The sequence below is a fragment of the Campylobacter sp. US25a genome (assembly GCF_004379075.1).
In the GTDB taxonomy this organism is placed as follows: domain Bacteria; phylum Campylobacterota; class Campylobacteria; order Campylobacterales; family Campylobacteraceae; genus Campylobacter_D; species Campylobacter_D jejuni.
Genome location: NZ_RYYM01000006.1, coordinates 33228 through 49756 on the forward strand (window position 1 = coordinate 33228; position 16529 = coordinate 49756).

A 16529-nucleotide genomic window follows, 5' to 3' on the forward strand; every position below is an offset into this window, starting at 1 on the left:
TACTTGCTATTTTCTTAAAAAATAAAGCAAAGGCGTAAGCAAATTTTGTTCCAAAAATTGATTTTTTTTGCTAAAATTGCTTTTATGAGAGTAGATAAATTTTTAAATGTAGTTAATATCACGAAAAGAAGAGCTATTTCTGAAGATATGTGTAAAAGTGGTGTAGTAGGGATTAATGGTGTTATTGTTAAAGCGAGTAAAGAGGTTAAGGTGGGTGATATCATCACTTTACATTTTACTGAATACACTCAAAAATATAAAGTGCTAGCTCTACCTAGTACGAAAAGTATTCCTAAAAACGCACAAAATGAATATGTGGTAAAATTATGAAAGAATTTATTTTAGCAAAAGATGAGATCAAAACGATGCTTCAAATAATGCCTAAAGAAGGTGTTGTTTTGCTTCAAGGAGATTTGGCTAGCGGAAAAACAAGCTTGGTGCAAGCTTGGGTTAAATTTCTTGGTCTTGATGCAAGGGTAGATTCTCCAACTTTTTCCACTATGCAAAAATATGAAAATCATGATATTTGCATTTATCATTATGATATTTATCAAGAAGGTTTAGAAGGACTTTTAGCAAATGGTTTATTTGAAAATTTTTTTGAAAAAGGTTTGCATTTGGTTGAATGGGGTTGTGAAAATTTGAAAAAAACTTTAATGAAATTTGGAATTTCTACTATCCAGATTAAAATTAGCATTAAAGATAATAAAAGAAAGTATGAAATTTATGAGTAAATTAGAAATTGTAAATTTGGAAAAAATTATTAAAAAAACTAAGATTATACATGGAATTTCTTTAGAGGTTAATAGCGGAGAAGTTGTAGGACTTTTAGGGCCAAATGGTGCAGGAAAAACAACAACTTTTTATATGATATGTGGACTTATTTCTCCAAGTAGTGGAAAAGTTCTTTTAGATGGTTTGGATGTAACAAAAGATCCTTTAAACAAAAGAGCTAGATCAGGGATAGGTTATCTACCTCAAGAAAGTAGTATTTTTAAGGATTTAAGTGTAGAAGATAACCTGCTTTTAGCGGCTCAGATTTTTTATAAAGATAAAAAAATTTTACATGATAAAGTTGAGCAAATGCTTGAACTTTTAAGTATAGAACCTATTCGTTTAAGGAAAGGTTTAAGTTTAAGTGGAGGTGAAAGAAGGCGTTGTGAGATCGCTAGAAGCTTGATGTGCGAACCTAAGTTTTTGCTTCTTGATGAGCCTTTTGCAGGTGTTGATCCTATAGCAGTGGCTGAAATTCAAACTTTAATTAAAGAGCTTAAAAGATTAGGGATTGGGGTTTTAATTACCGATCATAATGTGCGTGAGACTTTGGCTATTTGTGATAGAGCTTATGTTATAAGATCAGGTTCTTTGCTTGCTAGTGGGAATGCTGATGAAATTGCAACCAATAAAGACGTGAAAAAGTATTATTTAGGAGCGGAGTTTAAACTCCTTGATTGATGTTAAAGCAAAAAATCACCCAAGCACCCAAGACTAAAATTTCTCAAACTTTACGCTCTTGGTTGCCGATTTTACAAGCAAACATAGAGGATTTAAAAGAAAATTTAGATAAATTTGCTGAGGATAATCCTTTCTTAAATGTTCAAGATTCAATACAAACTCATGATAAGGATAAGAATTATTTTGATTCATTTTATAAACATAATGTAAATTCGGCTTTTGTGGATAGTAAAGGACTTGCCAAAAAAAGTGTTTATGAGCTTTTAAATGAACAGATTCTTCCTCCTTTGTTTCCTACAAACAAATCTCAAGAACTTGCAAAAAAAATTATAGAATGCTTAAATGAGGAAGGATATTTTGAATACGATGAAGAATTTTTAAAAGAGTATTCTTTGGAAGAAATTGAGCGAGTAAGAGCAAGATTTAAATTTTTAGATCCTGTAGGAGTGGGAGCTAAAGATTATAAAGAAGCATTTTTATTTGCTCTTGAAAATATGGAGTTAGATGAAGATATTGATGAATTTTGTAGAATGTTGATTATGGATTTTGAAAATATACAAAACTATACCAAAGAGCCTTTATATAAAGAAGCATTAGCTGTACTTAAGCGTTTTAGCACTCCTCCTTTTTTGGAATATTTTGAAGATTCTCGTATAATTGTTCCTGATATTTTTGTTTATAAAGAAAATGGTGAAATTAAAGTAAAAATCAATGATGATTATTATCCTGAAATTTCAATCCAAACTGATGGTTTAGAGCATGATTTTTTAAATCATTACATCAAAGAAGCAAAAAATTTAGTTGATGCTTTAGCGATGAGAAAAGCTACTCTTTATAAAATAGGGCTTATGATAGTAGAATATCAATATGATTTTTTCATGGGAAAAGAGATAAAACCTATGACTTTTAAGGATTTAGCACTTGATTTAGAACGTAATGCTTCGACTATATCAAGAGCTGTGGCAAATAAATATTTAAGTTGTGAAAGAGGACTTATTCCCTTGCGTGATTTTTTTGCTTTTGCTCTTGATGAAGAGGGAGAGACTTCAAATGTAGGTGTTAAAGAATTTGTGGCAAATTTAGTAAAGAATGAAGATCGCAATAAACCTTTAAGCGATAGTAAAATTTTAGAATTAATCAAAGAAGAATTTAAGGTCGATATAGGACGAAGAACTATTACAAAATATCGCAAACATCTTAATATAGCAAGCTCTACAGATAGAAAAAAAATATATGAACTTGAAGGATAAAATTCTATACAATCTGTCAAACCCATTACGCTTGTGTTTTATATTTAAATTTAATTTAAATAATTTAAAAAATTGTTATTTTTATTTTTATAAATATTATTCTTTAATTTAAAAATGTGATACAATAATAACTGTTTTTAAATATCAATTTTCAAAGGAGTTAAAATGGACTTTTTAACAAGCCTTAGTGAGGGAGGGCAATTTGCAGTCCAAATCATTATCGTTTTAATTTGTCTTTTTTACGGTGCAAAAAAAGGCGGTATAGCGCTTGGTTTGCTTGGTGGTATAGGTATTTTAATGCTTGTATTTGCTTTTCATATAAAGCCTGGAAAACCAGCCATAGATGTTATGCTTACAATTTTAGCGGTGGTGGTTGCGAGTGCAACTTTGCAAGCGAGTGGTGGTTTAGATGTTATGCTTCAAATAGCAGAAAGAATTTTAAGACGCAATCCTAAGTTTTTAACAATACTAGCACCTTTTGTAACCTGCTTTTTGACTATACTTTGTGGAACAGGACATGTGGTTTATACTATTATGCCTATTATTTATGATATAGCGATTAAAAATGGTATTCGCCCTGAGCGTCCAATGGCAGCAGCTTCTATATCATCACAAATGGGTATTATTGCATCTCCTGTATCTGTGGCTGTTGTGAGTTTGACTGCTTTGCTTTTAAATGCTAATCATAAATTAGCAGGTTTTGATGGTTATATCAATCTTCTTCAAATTACTATACCTAGTACATTATTTGGTGTATTGTGTATAGGAATTTTTTCTTGGTTTAGAGGAAAAGATTTGGATAAAGATGAAGTATTTCAAGAAAAACTTAAAGATCCTGAATTTAAAAAATATGTTTATGGGGATTCTAAAACACTTTTAGGTGTTAAACTTCCAAAAAGCAATTGGGTTGCAATGTGGATTTTCTTAGGAGCTATTGCTTTAGTAGCTTTATTGGGTGTATTTGATTTTTTGCGTCCAAACTGGGGACAAGTTGTAAAAAATGGCATTCCTCAAGTAGATGCTTTAGGCAATCCTAAAATGGATGTTTTATCCATGGTTTCAGTTATTCAGATGTTTATGCTTTTAGCAGGTTCTTTGATTATCATCTTTACTAAAACAGATGCAAAGAAAATCGGCTCTAATGAAATTTTTAAATCAGGTATGATAGCACTTGTTGCGGTTTTTGGAATTTCTTGGATGGCTGATACTATGTTTGCAGTTCACACTCCTATGATGAAAGCAGCGCTTGGAGATATAGTAAAAGAGTATCCTTGGACTTATGCTGTAATGCTTCTTTTAATTTCAAAATTTGTAAACTCTCAAGCAGCGGCTATTTCGGCTTTTGTTCCTTTGGCTTTAGGAATTGGTGTTGAACCTGGTGTAATTGTTGCTTTTGCGGCTGCTTGTTATGGGTATTATATTTTACCAACCTATCCAAGCGATTTAGCTACTATACAATTTGACAGATCAGGTACTACTCATATTGGTAAATTTGTTATCAATCATAGTTTTATTTTACCAGGTCTTATAGGTGTAATCACTTCTTGTATAGCAGGATATTTTATTGCTATGGCAGCGGGTTATCTTTAACAATTTTTAGCAGGATTTTTCCTGCTAAATTTTTCATTTGTCTTTTTATTTAATATAGATAAAAATTATAAATAAATCATAAAATTAGTATTAATCAAAATATAAGCTTAACAAGGATAGAATAAATCCTATTTTGAATCAATGAGAAAGGGCTATCCTATGGATGTTATCTTTGCTTTGCTTCTGCTTTTAGCTTTTGGTAGTTTATGGTTTTTTATCCGTTTTTGTGAAATTCAAACTAGGACACGCGGATGATATTTTTACTAGTTTTAAGCTTAATACTTGCTCTTTATTTATTTTATGCTCTATTATATCCTGAAAAATTTTAAAGGAAAAATATGCTAGAAATTTTAATAACACTGATTATAGCTTTTATATTGGCTTTAATTTTTGGAAATTATCTTTATAAAATTGCAAGCTGTAAAAAAACTATTTTTGATTTTATTTTTAATCCAATTGATAATTTAATTTATAAAATTTGTGCAATTGATAGAAAAAATATGACTTGGCAAAAATATTCTTTGCATTTAATTGCTTTTAATGCTTTAGTGGCTATTTTTTCTTTCGTGATTTTTTATTTACAAGATAAACTTTTTTTAAATCCCAATTCGATAAATTCTATGAAAGGGGATTTGAATTTAAATACTGTAATTAGTTTTATTACAAATACAAACCTTCAGCATTATAGTGGAGAGAGTGCTTTAAGTTTGCTTTCCCAAAATACAGGCATTTTACTTGCTATGTTTGTTTCAAGTGCAAGTGGATATTCTGCTTGTATGGCTTTTTGTCGTGCTTTATGTGGTATGCAAATGGGAAATTTTTATGAAGATTTTACGCGTATTATTACGCGTTTGATGTTGCCTTTAAGTTTTATTTTGGCTGTAATTTTTATCTCTGAAGGCGTGGTGCAAAACTATCACGCAAATTTTAGCGTGCTTACTTTAGAAAATAAATTTCAAAGTATTGCCACAGGTCCTGTTGCAGCTCTTGAGTCTATAAAACATTTAGGGACAAATGGGGGTGGTTTTTTTGGTGCTAATTCAAGCATGCCTTTTGAAAATCCTACTTCACTTACAAATTTTTTACAAATTTTATCCATGATGCTTATTCCTAGTGCCTGTGTTGTAGCTTTTGGATTGATGGTTTATCATAGAAAAGAAAGACAAGGTTTTGCTCTTATGGGAAAAGAAGGGGGAGTTATTTTTGGTGCAATGGGGATTATTTTTATCATTTCTTTGCTTTTAATTTATTTTAGCGAAAAAATGTCAAATCCAAATTTGGATTCTTTGGGTTTAAATGCAAATTTGGGAAATTTAGAAGGTAAAGAAATAAGATTTGGCACAGATGGTTCGAGTTTATTTAGTGCTGTAACTACTGCTTTTACTACAGGAAGCGTCAATAATATGCACGATAGTTTAAATCCTTTAAGCATCAGTGCTACTTTGTTAAATATGATGTTAAATGTAGCTTTTGGTGGCGAAGGAGTAGGGCTTATGAATATGATTATTTATGTGCTTTTAACCGTGTTTATTTGTGCATTAATGATAGGCAGAACTCCAGAATTCTTGGGTAAAAAAATAGAAAGCGCACAAATGAAGCTTATAGCTTTGGTAATTCTTATCCATCCTTTATTAATCCTTGTTTTAAGTGCATTAGCTGTTGTTTTTGCAAAAGATAGCATAAGTAATCCTAGCTTTCATGGCTTGGCTCAAATTTTGTATGAATTTAGTTCTTCGGCAGCAAATAATGGTTCAGGACTTGAAGGTTTAAAAGATGATAATTTATTTTGGAATTTAAGTACAGCTTTTGCTATGTTTTGTGGGCGTTATTTGGTTTTAATAGCTCAGCTTGCTATAGCTGGATCGCTTTTGGCTAAAAATACACAAGAAAATACTGCAAATTCTTTAAAAACGGATAATTTAACTTTTATGTTTGTGCTTGTTTGTATTATATATATTTTTGCTGCACTTACTTTTTTTCCGGTGCTTACTTTATCAAGCATTGCAGAATATTTATCTTTATGGCATTAAGGAGAGTCAATGTCTAAAAAACAAAATAAACTCATTACAAAAGAAATTTTAAATAATGCCATAAAAGGAGCATTTTTAAAATTTGATCCACGCTTTATGATAAAAAATCCTGTTATGTTTATGGTGGAAGTTGGATTGATTCTTACTTTGATTTTAAGTATTTTTCCTACTTTGTTTAATGGAAATTCTGATGAAAGAATTTATAACATCTTAATCACTTTTATTTTATTTGTAACCTTGCTTTTTGCAAATTTTGCAGAAAGTATTGCAGAAGGAAGGGGTAAAGCCCAAGCAGCTACCTTAAGACAAAGTAAAAAGGATTCTAAAGCTAGACGCATAAAAAGTGATGGCAGTGAAGAAATGCTTAATTCTAGCGAGTTAAAAATAGGTGATATAGTTTTAGTTAAAGCAGGTGAACTTATACCTAATGATGGAGAAATTATAGAAGGTGCTGCAAGTGTTGATGAATCAGCTATTACAGGTGAAAGTGCTCCTGTTATGCGTGAAGCGGGCGGTGATTTTTCTTCTGTTACAGGTGGGACTACGGTTTTAACTGATTTTTTAAAGATTAAAATTTTAGTTGGAGCTGGGGAAAGTTTTTTAGATAAAATGATCAATCTTGTAGAAGGTGCTGCGCGTCAAAAAACTCCAAATGAAATTGCTCTTAATACTCTTTTAATTGTGCTTAGTTTGAGTTTTCTAGTAGTGGTTGTAAGTTTATATCCTTTTATGCAATTTTTAGGCGTGAGTTTGCCTATTTCGTGGTTAGTAGCATTGCTTGTATGTCTTATTCCTACAACTATAGGGGGGCTTTTATCAGCTATAGGAATAGCAGGTATGGACAGGGTAACGCGTTTTAATGTGATCGCGCTTTCAGGTAAGGCTGTTGAAAGTTGTGGTGATGTTGATACTATGATTTTAGATAAAACGGGAACGATTACTTTTGGAAACCGTTTGGCAAATGAATTTTATGAAGTCCAAGGTATAAGCAAAGACGAAATGATTAAAGCTTGTGTTTTATCCTCTTTAAAAGATGAAACTCCAGAAGGTAAAAGTATAGTTGCATTGGCTCAAAAAATGGGTTATGAATTAGAAGGTAATGATATTAAAGAATTTATCGAATTTAGCGCTCAAAATAGAATGAGCGGTGTGGATTTGCAAGATAATACAAAAATTCGCAAAGGTGCTTTTGATGCTATAAGAGCTTATATAAGCGAAATGAATGGAAAAATTCCTAGCGATTTAGAAACTAAGGTAATGGAAATTTCAAATCTTGGTGGCACTCCTTTGGTAGTGTGTAAAAATGAAAAAATTTTAGGAGTGATTTATCTAAAGGATACAGTAAAACCAGGACTTAAAGAGCGTTTTGATGAGCTTAGAAAAATGGGCATAAAAACTTTAATGTGTACTGGAGATAATCCTTTAACAGCAGCTACTATAGCTAAAGAAGCAGGGCTTGATGGATTTATAGCAGAATGCAAGCCTGAAGATAAAATAGAAGCCATTAAAAAAGAACAAGCCCAAGGTAAGATAGTAGCCATGACAGGAGATGGAACCAATGATGCTCCAGCTCTTGCACAAGCTGATGTAGGTATAGCTATGAACTCAGGAACTCAAGCAGCCAAAGAAGCAGCCAATATGATAGATCTTGATTCTAATCCTACTAAAATTTTAGAAGTAGTTGAAATAGGAAAAGGTTTGCTTATTACTAGGGGTAGTCTTACAACTTTTAGCATGGCAAATGATATTGCTAAGTATTTTGCTATTTTACCTGCTATGTTTAGTGTGGTTTTACCTCAAATGCAAATTTTAAATATTATGCATTTGGCTACCCCGCAAAGTGCTATTTTATCAGCACTTATTTTTAATGCTATTATTATACCTTTGCTCATACCTATTGCTATGCGTGGAGTTAAATTTAAGCCTATGAAAAGCGAGCATTTGCTTTTAAGAAATTTGAGTATTTATGGTTTAGGCGGTATGATCGCACCTTTTATAGGGATAAAAATAATTGATATTCCTACAGCTTGGATACTTAGAATTTTAGGAGTGTGATATGCTTAGAACTTTGCTTAGTTTTTTTGTGGTAATGCTAATATTGTGTACTCTTATTTATCCTTTTGCTTTAAATACAGTTGCAAAATTTATTTTTCCTTATCAATCAAGTGGAAGTTTAGTGGATAAAGAAGGTCGTCCAACTTTGGATATAAGTAAAGCGGTGGGTTCAAAGCTTTTGGGTCAAGATTTTAATAAGCCTTATTTTCTACATTCAAGAGCATCTGTATTAAATTACAATACAAGTGATGCAAATGAAAGCAGTGTAAGTTCAGGTGGATTTAATTATGCTATGTCAAATCCTGCTTTAAAAGAGCGTGTGCAAAAAGATTTGCAAAAATTTTTAGATGAAAATCCGCAAATTACAAAAGAACAAATTCCTTTGGATTTATTAAGCGCTTCAGGATCAGGTCTTGATCCTCATATCAGTCTTCAAGCAGCCCTGGTGCAAATTCCTAGGATAAGTCAATCTTCAAAAATCACCAAAGAAGAATTAGAAAAAATCATTCAAGAAAATACAGAGTCTAAATTTTTAGGGATTTTTGGGGAAGAAAAAGTTAATGTTTTAGCCGTTAATATAGCTATTGCTAAAGCCATGAAAAAAGAATAAACATGCAAAGACAAAGTCCCGAACAAATTCTTAAAAAACTTGAGGTTAAAGCCAAGGAAGAAGAAAAAAACAAACTTGCAAAATTAAAAATCTTCTTAGGTTATGCTGCAGGTTCTGGAAAAACTTATGCTATGTTAAGTGAAGCTAGAACTTTAAGGGATAATGGAGTTGATGTTGTTTTAGGCTATATAGAGCCTCACGATAGACCTGAAACAATGGCTTTAACACAAGGTTTTGAAAGTATAGCTAATCTTGAAATTCCTTATAAAAATATAGTATTAAAAGAATTTGATTTAGACGCTACCCTTAAGAGAAAACCTGCTTTGGTTTTAGTAGATGAGCTTGCACACACTAATGCTAAAGGTTTGCGTAATGAAAAGCGTTTTCAAGATATAGAAGAACTTCTAAAAGCAGGTATTGATGTTTATACTACTTTAAATATACAACATTTAGAAAGTTTAAATGATTTAGTCGCTAATATCAGTAAGATAGAAGTTAAAGAGCGTATTCCTGATCGTATTTTTGATGATGCTGATCAGGTTGAACTTGTTGATATTGAACCCAATAAGCTTTTAAAAAGAATGCAAGATGGCAAAATTTATAAGGAAAAACAAGCTAAACTAGCACTTGAAAATTTCTTTCGCCAAGAAAGACTTATAGCTTTGCGTGAGATTGCCTTAAGAAGACTTGCTTCAAGAGTGAATTTAAGAGCAAGTGAACAAAGGCTTATTAATGATGATTTAGCTTATCATACTGGAGAGCATATTTTAGTTTGTATTAATGCTTCAAATGCAAAGGTTATTCGTGCAGCTGCAAGACTTGCTTTAGCTTTTCATGCTAAATTGAGTGCGCTTTATATAAAAAATCCCAATATTAAAGAAGAAAAAGCCTTAGAGGAAAATATAGAACTAGCTAAAAGTTTTGATGCTGAAATCATTAGCGTATATGATGATGATATAGCAAGACAAATTGCAGAGTATTCAAGCCTTAGCAATGTTTCTAAAATTGTTTTAGGTAAAAATAAAGATAAAAAAAAGTTTAAAGAAGAGATTTTTGAAGCTGTTGCTAAAAAAGCACCCAATATTGATTTATATCTTGTTAATGAAAATCAAATTTCTACTCCTAAAATACGAAGTAAAAAAGGTTTTGATTTTTTAGGTTTTTTAAAAATCACAGGAGTTTTGCTTTTAGCAACTTTTATAGCTTTTGTATTTCATAAATTTAATACTCAGCCAAGCAATATAGTTATGATTTTTATTTTAGCAGTTTTTGCTTCTTCTTTTATTTCTGATAATAAAATTTTCGCCTTTTATTCTTCTTTGGTAAGTGTTTTGATTTATAATTTTTTCTTTTTAGAACCTATTTTTAGTCTTAAAGTTCATGATAGTGGAAATATTATTACTTTTACAACTATGTTTATAGTTGGATTTTTAACAGCTGTTTTTACTAGAAGATTAAAATTGCAATCTAAAGAACTCACTAAAAGAGCTTATAGAACGGCTATTTTGCTTGAAAATAGTGAAAAGTTAGCAAGAGTGAAAAGCAAACAAGAGCTTTGGGAACAACTTGGAAATCAAGCTTTAAAATTATTAAATTTACCTATTATTATTTATCCTATAAATAAAAACAATATTTTATCGAAACCTTTGTTGTTTTTTAACGATGATAAGCAAATGTTAAAAAATTGTTTTAGTGCTGATGAGATTGCTATTGCTCAATGGGTTGCAACAAATAAAGAAAGAGCAGGTGTTTGTACAAATACCTTGCCTAATGCTAATGCTATGTATTTACCTATAGAAGATGGGGAAAAAACTAAAGGGGTCATAGGTATAGTTTTAAAAGAAAAACGTCCCTTGCAAGACTTTCAGTATGAAATTTTAAGTGCTTTACTTAATGAGGCAGGAGTTAGAACAAGGGATATATTTTTATTATAAATCCCTTAATTTATTAATCTCATCTCTAATAGCAGCAGCTTTTTCAAACTCAAGTGCTTTTGCTGCTTCAAGCATTTGCTTTCTTAATTCTTTGACAAGTTTTGCTCTTTCGCTAGCAGGCATTTTTTCTAGTTTTTTACCTTTGCGATAAATTTCGCCTAAATCCTCTTCATTTTTCAAGCTTTCTTCAATATGGCGTTTGACTGAAGCTGGCGTGATATTATATTTTTTATTATAAGCCATTTGAAGTTTGCGACGTTCATTGGTGGTATCCATAGCTTCTTGCATGGATTTTGTAATCTTTTTGCAAAAAAGCAAAACCTTACCATTAACATTTCTAGCTGCTCTTCCCATGGTTTGGATTAAACTTGTTGTACTTCTTAAAAAGCCTTCCTTATCTGCATCCATAATGGCAATGAGTGAAACTTCAGGTAGGTCTAGTCCTTCTCTAAGTAAGTTAATGCCAATTAGCATATCAAAAGCACCGCTTCTTAAACCTCTTATGATTTCATTGCGTTCTATAGCATCGATGTCTGAGTGCATGTATTTGACTTTTATACCAAGCTCTAAATAATACCTTGTAAGTTCTTCAGCGAGTTTTTTAGTCAGCACGGTTACTAAAACTCGTTCGTTCCTTTGTATGACTTTTTTAGCCTCATCAAATAAAATTTCAACCTGATTATCACTATCTTTTAACTCTATCAAAGGATCAAGCAGTCCTGTAGGACGCATGATTTGATGAAAGATGTTTTCTTTGCTAAGTTCAAGTTCTAAAGGTGCAGGTGTAGCTGAAACAAAAAGAAATTGACAATTTTTATGGATAAATTCATCAAACATTAAAGGACGGTTATCCAAGGCTGAAGGCAAACGAAAACCATAATCAACCAAGGTTTGTTTTCTGCTTCTATCTCCTGCAAACATACCCCTAAATTGTGGTAAAGATACATGGCTTTCATCAATTATAACAAGAAATTTTCTATCTTTAATCGCAAAATAATCAAAAAGCGTATAAGGAGTATCACCTTCTTTAAGTCCTGTTAAATGCCTTGCATAATTTTCAACGCCTTTGCACATTCCTGTGCTTGTAAGCATTTCAAGATCAAATTCAACCCTTTGTTTAAGGCGTTGATATTCTACGAGTTTATTTTCATGTTCAAAATAAGCAAGGCGTTCGTTAAGTTCTGCTTTGATATCTTTTATCGCTTGTTTTAGTCTTGTTTCGCCCACGCTAAACTGGCTTGTAGGATAGAGTATGAAGCGTTTTAAATCTTTGCCTTTTTTATTTTCTAAAACATTGTAATGATACATAGTATCAAGCTCATCGCCAAAAAATTCAAGTCTTACTACTTCATCTTCATAATAAGCTGGATAAATGTCTATAATATCTCCTTGAACTCTAAAATCTGCACGATCAAAAAAATTATCATTTCTTTTATAACCCATATCTACAAGTTTTTTTAAAAGTTCTTTTTGTGAAATTTGCATACCTAGTTCAAAGATTAAAACCATGCCTATGTATTCATTTGGATTACCAAGTCCATAATTTGCTGAAACACTAGCTATGCAAACTACATCTTCATAACTTAAAAGAGAAGCAGTAGCACTCAGTCTTAAACGCTCTAAGTCTTCATTGGTCGAGCTGTCTTTTTCTATGAAAACATCAGTGCGTGGGATATAGGCTTCAGGTTGATAATAATCATAATAAGATATAAAATATTCCACATGATTTTTAGAAAAAAAGCCTTTAAATTCGCTATAAAGTTGTGCACAAAGGCTTTTGTTGTGACTCATGATAAGAGTAGGTATATTAAGTTCTTTAATGATATTTGCCATGGTAAAGGTTTTTCCACTTCCTGTAACGCCTAGTAAGGTTTGATATTTGTTGCCTTTTTTTATACTTTTTACTATGCCTTTTATGGCTTCTTGTTGATCAGGACTGGGTTTAAATTCGCTGGTAAGTTCTAACATTTTTCTACTTTATTTTTATTTTTGAAAAAATTTTAAAAGAAAATGCTTTAATTAAAAATTAATTGACAATAAAAACCTAAATTTAAATTTTTTTCTGCTACAATATCAAATAATATTTTCCATAAATTACAAATTTCTTAAGAAGGCAAAAATATGTTTGATGAAAAAATAATCAATACTATGACAGATAAAGTAAATGAATTAATTGAAAAGTATAACGAAGTTTGCGAAGCCAATGAGGCTTTAAGAAATGAGCTTGTAAGCGTTAAAGCACAAAATGAAGCAAAAAGTAATCAAATCATGCGTTTAGAAGAAGAACTTAAATCTCGCAATATAGAAAGCGAAGATATTTATAAGAAAATAGAGGCTGTTCTTGGCAGATAATCTAAAACAAGTCATTGTTAATGTTAATGCAAAAGATTTCATTGTTAAGTGCAGTGAAGAATTTGCAAATTTTTTAGAAGATGATATCGCTTTGATTTCTGGCGGTACTAAAAAAATAGAACTTAAACGCTTTGTAGATGCGTTTGTTAAAAAAAGTTATGAAAATTATATTTTAGAAAGAGAACTTAAGAAACTAATAAAAGCAATCAATGAAGAACTCCCGACAAAATGAATAAAGCTTTTACTCTGCTTGAGCTTGTTTTTGTGATCTTGATTTTGGGAATTTTATCAAGCTTATCTTTATCTTTTATCAATACTACAAAAGATGAGGTTAAAATTTTAAAATTAAAAATGGACTATGAAATGTTAAGCTCAGCTCTTGCTTTAATGCGTAGTCAAATGAGACTTAAAAATTTAAATTTTCCAGAAATTTTAGATAATGCGCAAAACAATCAAGCCAAAGAAAAACTCTTTTATTGTTTAAATGATTGTGATTATTCTTTGCTTGATACACCTATTTATTCTGATTTTAAATCTTGGATAAAAATAGGTAAAAATCACTATAGATTTGCATTAAACGCCAAAGAGATGGTTGAATTTATTTATGATTCTAAAGAAGGTTTGTTAAAGTGTATAGGAAGTTCTAGATGCAAAGATCTGATATAAGATATTATGAACTTGCAATTTGTGGTTTGTATTTGGATAATTTAACTTTTCATAGTTTTGATGAAATCAAACCTTTAACACAAGTATTAGTGGATTTAAAAACTAAAAAAAACCTTAAAGCCATCGTGCTTAAAGAATGTCAAAAACCTGATTTTAAAACCGTAGAAATTAAAGAAATTGCAGGGTATTTTCTAACTCCTTTGCAGTTTGAATTGGCAAATTTTATTGTTTATTATTATGCTTCAAAACTTGGTTTTGTTTTGGGATTTTTTGAAACTAGTCCTAAGTATGAATGTCAAAAAATGTTTTTTAAAGATACCCCTAAGCTAAGCAATCAACAACAAAATGCCTTAAGTTTTCTTCAAAAAGAAAATAATTCCTTGCTTTTTGCTGATACGGGTAGTGGCAAGACTGAAATTTATATTTCTTTGATAAAAGAGTGTTTAGAACAGGGTAAGCAAGCTTTGCTTTTGATGCCAGAAATCGCACTTACTCCACAAATGAAAAAGCGTTTGGAAGTGTATTTTAAGGATAATTTTTTCCTGTGGCATTCTAAAATTTCAAAGAAAAAAAAGCAAGAATATTTAGAGCGTTTTTGCAAGGGAGAAGTGCTTTTAGTAGCGGGTGCAAGATCGGCTTTGTTTTTGCCTTTTAGAAATTTAGGACTTATTGTAGTAGATGAAGAACATGATAATTCTTACAAGGCTTCTAATCAGCCTTTTATCAATGCAAGAGATTTAGCACTTTTTTTGGGTCAAAAAAATAATATTAAAGTGGTTTTAGGTTCTGCAACCCCATCTTTAACGAGTTTTTACAAACAAAAAAGTTTTAGACTAAAAGGAACTTTTTTTGAGAGTAAAAAGCATTTTTTATATGATGAAAATGAGCTTGGTATAACGCCTATGCTTTTAAGTGAATTAGAAAAAAGTTTAAAACATCAAAAACAAGCTATAGTGTTTTTACCTACAAGGGCAAATTTTAGGCAAATCATTTGCAAGGATTGTGGGGAAACGATAAAATGTCCTTTTTGTTCTATTGCTATGAGTATGCATAAAAAGAAAAATGTTTTAAAATGTCATTATTGTAATTATACTTCTTTAATAGAGCAAAATTGTCCAAGTTGCAAAGGAGAAATGTTAGAAGCTAGAAAAATGGGGACTGCTGAACTTTTAGAGCTTTTGCAAAATGCTTTGCCTTTAGCAAAAATAGCAAAATTTGATAGCGATGAAATCACAAGCATTAAAAAGCTTAATACTATTTTAAAAGACTTTAATGAAAATAAGATCGATATACTTATTGGCACCTCTATGCTTGCTAAAGGCCATGATTATCATAGTGTGGATTTGAGTGTGATTTTAGGGCTTGATGAGTATTTGTTGCGTCCTAGTTTTAGAGCGAGTGAAGAAACTTTAGCTTTAGCTATGCAAGTTGCTGGTAGGGCAGGGCGTAAAGGTGAAGCAAGAGTGCTTTTGCAAACAAAAAATAGAGCTTTTTTTGAAAGGTATATAGAGGATTATGATGCTTTTTTAAAAGATGAGTTAGAAAATAGAAAAGATCTTTATCCTCCATTTAAACGCCTTTTAAGAGTTCTTATAGAAGATAAAGATCAAAAAAATGCACAAAAACTTTGTGAAAAATTTGTTTCTCAATTTAGAAATATCAAACAAGTAGAATTGATAGGCTATGGAATTTGTGGAGTTGAAATGCTGCATGGAAAATATCGTTTTTATTTATTACTTAGAAGTGAAAATTATAAAGCTTTAGTGGCAATTGAAAATTATATTTTGCAATTTAAAAATGTAAGCGCGGATATTGACCCTATTGATTTTATATGAAATTAATTTTTAAATCACTCATAAAATCAATTTCACACCAATTGCCATCAATTTCCACTGCTTTTGCGTTGTTGTATTTTTCAATTAAAGCCTGCAAAAAACTTGTCATATACATATTTTCAAAATTTTTATTATCATATAAAATATCTCGGTCAAGCATTTCATAAAAAGTAATAACTTCAGAAAGAAATTGATAAGAAAATTTAAAAAGTCCTATATATTGAGCTTCTATCTCATCATAGGCATTAGCTTTTTTTCCAAGTTCTATAATATAACCATTTGTCATCTTTAATGTTTCAGCATCTTCTAAAGGATTTATAAAGCGTTTGCTCCAAAGCTTACGCCAAGACTTATCAACTACTATAGCAAGTTCTTCTTTGGCATTTATAAGCTTTTGCACGCAATCTTGAAAATAAACAATATCCGCATAAGAAATAATCAAATCTTGTTTTTCTTCGATGCATTTTAACATAAAATCTTTAGCGCAAAAAAAAGTATGAACCATATTGGTTTTATCATATTTTGAATTAATAAAAAAATGCTCAATATCATATTTATTAAGATAATTTTTTAGCACATCGTTTAAATATCCACCCACAACAGCTATTTCATTTATACCTGCTGATTTTAAAGCTTCGATTTCATAATCTATTATTTTTTTATTCTTATACTCAACCATACACTTTGGTTGATCTTTTGTTAAAGGCATCAGCCTTGATCCAAAACCTGCTGCTAAGATAATTGCATTCATA

At 30.8% G+C, this 16529-nt stretch carries 15 protein-coding genes and 1 pseudogene; 14 read left to right on the top strand and 2 right to left on the bottom strand.

Annotation, left to right across the window (positions count from 1 at the left end; translation table 11 throughout):
- Window positions 1–84: 84 nt before the first annotated feature.
- The 10 genes and pseudogenes from ELQ12_RS05700 (at window position 85) to ELQ12_RS05745 (ending at window position 10924) form a co-directional block, all read left to right on the top strand.
- The gene (locus tag ELQ12_RS05700) at window positions 85–330 is read left to right on the top strand and encodes an RNA-binding S4 domain-containing protein (RefSeq protein WP_002864726.1); all 246 of its coding nucleotides are present in this window, start codon (window positions 85–87) and stop codon (window positions 328–330) included.
- Window positions 327–734, top strand: a complete 408-nt coding sequence (tsaE, locus tag ELQ12_RS05705) for a tRNA (adenosine(37)-N6)-threonylcarbamoyltransferase complex ATPase subunit type 1 TsaE (protein WP_070240536.1) — start codon at window positions 327–329, stop codon at window positions 732–734. Before ELQ12_RS05700 ends, tsaE begins: the two co-directional genes overlap by 4 nt.
- The gene (gene lptB / locus ELQ12_RS05710; protein WP_002855252.1) at window positions 727–1455 is read left to right on the top strand and encodes an LPS export ABC transporter ATP-binding protein; all 729 of its coding nucleotides are present in this window, start codon (window positions 727–729) and stop codon (window positions 1453–1455) included. The genes tsaE and lptB overlap by 8 nt, the downstream gene beginning before the upstream one ends.
- Window positions 1455–2705 carry an RNA polymerase factor sigma-54 gene (locus ELQ12_RS05715; protein ID WP_070240535.1) on the top strand — a complete coding sequence of 417 codons (1251 nt, stop codon included), beginning with the start codon at window positions 1455–1457 and terminating at the stop codon, window positions 2703–2705. Before lptB ends, ELQ12_RS05715 begins: the two co-directional genes overlap by 1 nt.
- A 165-nt stretch (window positions 2706–2870) precedes the next feature.
- A complete protein-coding gene (locus ELQ12_RS05720; protein ID WP_070243511.1) occupies window positions 2871–4295 on the top strand; it encodes an anaerobic C4-dicarboxylate transporter in 1425 nt (474 codons plus the stop codon).
- Window positions 4296–4436: 141 nt separating this feature from the next.
- Window positions 4437–4624: pseudogene (kdpF, locus tag ELQ12_RS05725) on the top strand (K(+)-transporting ATPase subunit F).
- Window positions 4625–4633: 9 nt separating this feature from the next.
- Window positions 4634–6325: a potassium-transporting ATPase subunit KdpA gene (gene kdpA, locus ELQ12_RS05730; protein ID WP_070210739.1), complete on the top strand. Its 1692-nt coding sequence runs from the start codon at window positions 4634–4636 to the stop codon at window positions 6323–6325.
- 9 nt (window positions 6326–6334) lie between these two features.
- Window positions 6335–8380 (top strand): potassium-transporting ATPase subunit KdpB, encoded by a 2046-nt coding sequence (kdpB, locus tag ELQ12_RS05735; RefSeq protein WP_070243512.1) that lies wholly within the window; start codon window positions 6335–6337, stop codon window positions 8378–8380.
- Window position 8381: 1 nt separating this feature from the next.
- Complete coding sequence (gene kdpC / locus ELQ12_RS05740; protein ID WP_002871323.1) at window positions 8382–8990, top strand: potassium-transporting ATPase subunit KdpC; 609 nt, start codon at window positions 8382–8384, stop codon at window positions 8988–8990.
- A gap of 2 nt (window positions 8991–8992) precedes the next feature.
- On the top strand, window positions 8993–10924 hold the full coding sequence (locus ELQ12_RS05745; protein ID WP_002871322.1) for a sensor histidine kinase KdpD: 1932 nt from the start codon (window positions 8993–8995) through the stop codon (window positions 10922–10924).
- On the opposite strand, the gene uvrB is transcribed toward ELQ12_RS05745, so the two are convergent.
- Window positions 10919–12892: an excinuclease ABC subunit UvrB gene (gene uvrB / locus ELQ12_RS05750; protein ID WP_134264627.1), complete on the bottom strand. Its 1974-nt coding sequence runs from the start codon at window positions 12890–12892 to the stop codon at window positions 10919–10921. The genes ELQ12_RS05745 and uvrB overlap by 6 nt on opposite strands.
- A 153-nt stretch (window positions 12893–13045) precedes the next feature.
- Between uvrB and ELQ12_RS05755 the strand changes: the two genes are divergently transcribed.
- From ELQ12_RS05755 to ELQ12_RS05770, 4 genes are read left to right on the top strand one after another with little or no spacing between them, the layout of a single operon-like run.
- A complete protein-coding gene (locus ELQ12_RS05755) occupies window positions 13046–13276 on the top strand; it encodes a hypothetical protein (protein WP_002852327.1) in 231 nt (76 codons plus the stop codon).
- The gene (locus ELQ12_RS05760) at window positions 13266–13508 is read left to right on the top strand and encodes a hypothetical protein (protein ID WP_002854947.1); all 243 of its coding nucleotides are present in this window, start codon (window positions 13266–13268) and stop codon (window positions 13506–13508) included. The genes ELQ12_RS05755 and ELQ12_RS05760 overlap by 11 nt, the downstream gene beginning before the upstream one ends.
- Window positions 13505–13942: a prepilin-type N-terminal cleavage/methylation domain-containing protein gene (locus ELQ12_RS05765; protein WP_002852324.1), complete on the top strand. Its 438-nt coding sequence runs from the start codon at window positions 13505–13507 to the stop codon at window positions 13940–13942. The genes ELQ12_RS05760 and ELQ12_RS05765 overlap by 4 nt, the downstream gene beginning before the upstream one ends.
- The gene (locus ELQ12_RS05770; RefSeq protein WP_126232769.1) at window positions 13924–15777 is read left to right on the top strand and encodes a primosomal protein N'; all 1854 of its coding nucleotides are present in this window, start codon (window positions 13924–13926) and stop codon (window positions 15775–15777) included. Before ELQ12_RS05765 ends, ELQ12_RS05770 begins: the two co-directional genes overlap by 19 nt.
- Here the strand turns inward: ELQ12_RS05770 and ELQ12_RS05775 are convergent.
- Window positions 15770–16528: a CTP:phosphoglutamine cytidylyltransferase gene (locus ELQ12_RS05775; protein WP_126214745.1), complete on the bottom strand. Its 759-nt coding sequence runs from the start codon at window positions 16526–16528 to the stop codon at window positions 15770–15772. The two genes, ELQ12_RS05770 and ELQ12_RS05775, sit on opposite strands and share 8 nt — an antisense overlap.
- Between the last annotated feature and the right edge of the window lies 1 nt (window position 16529).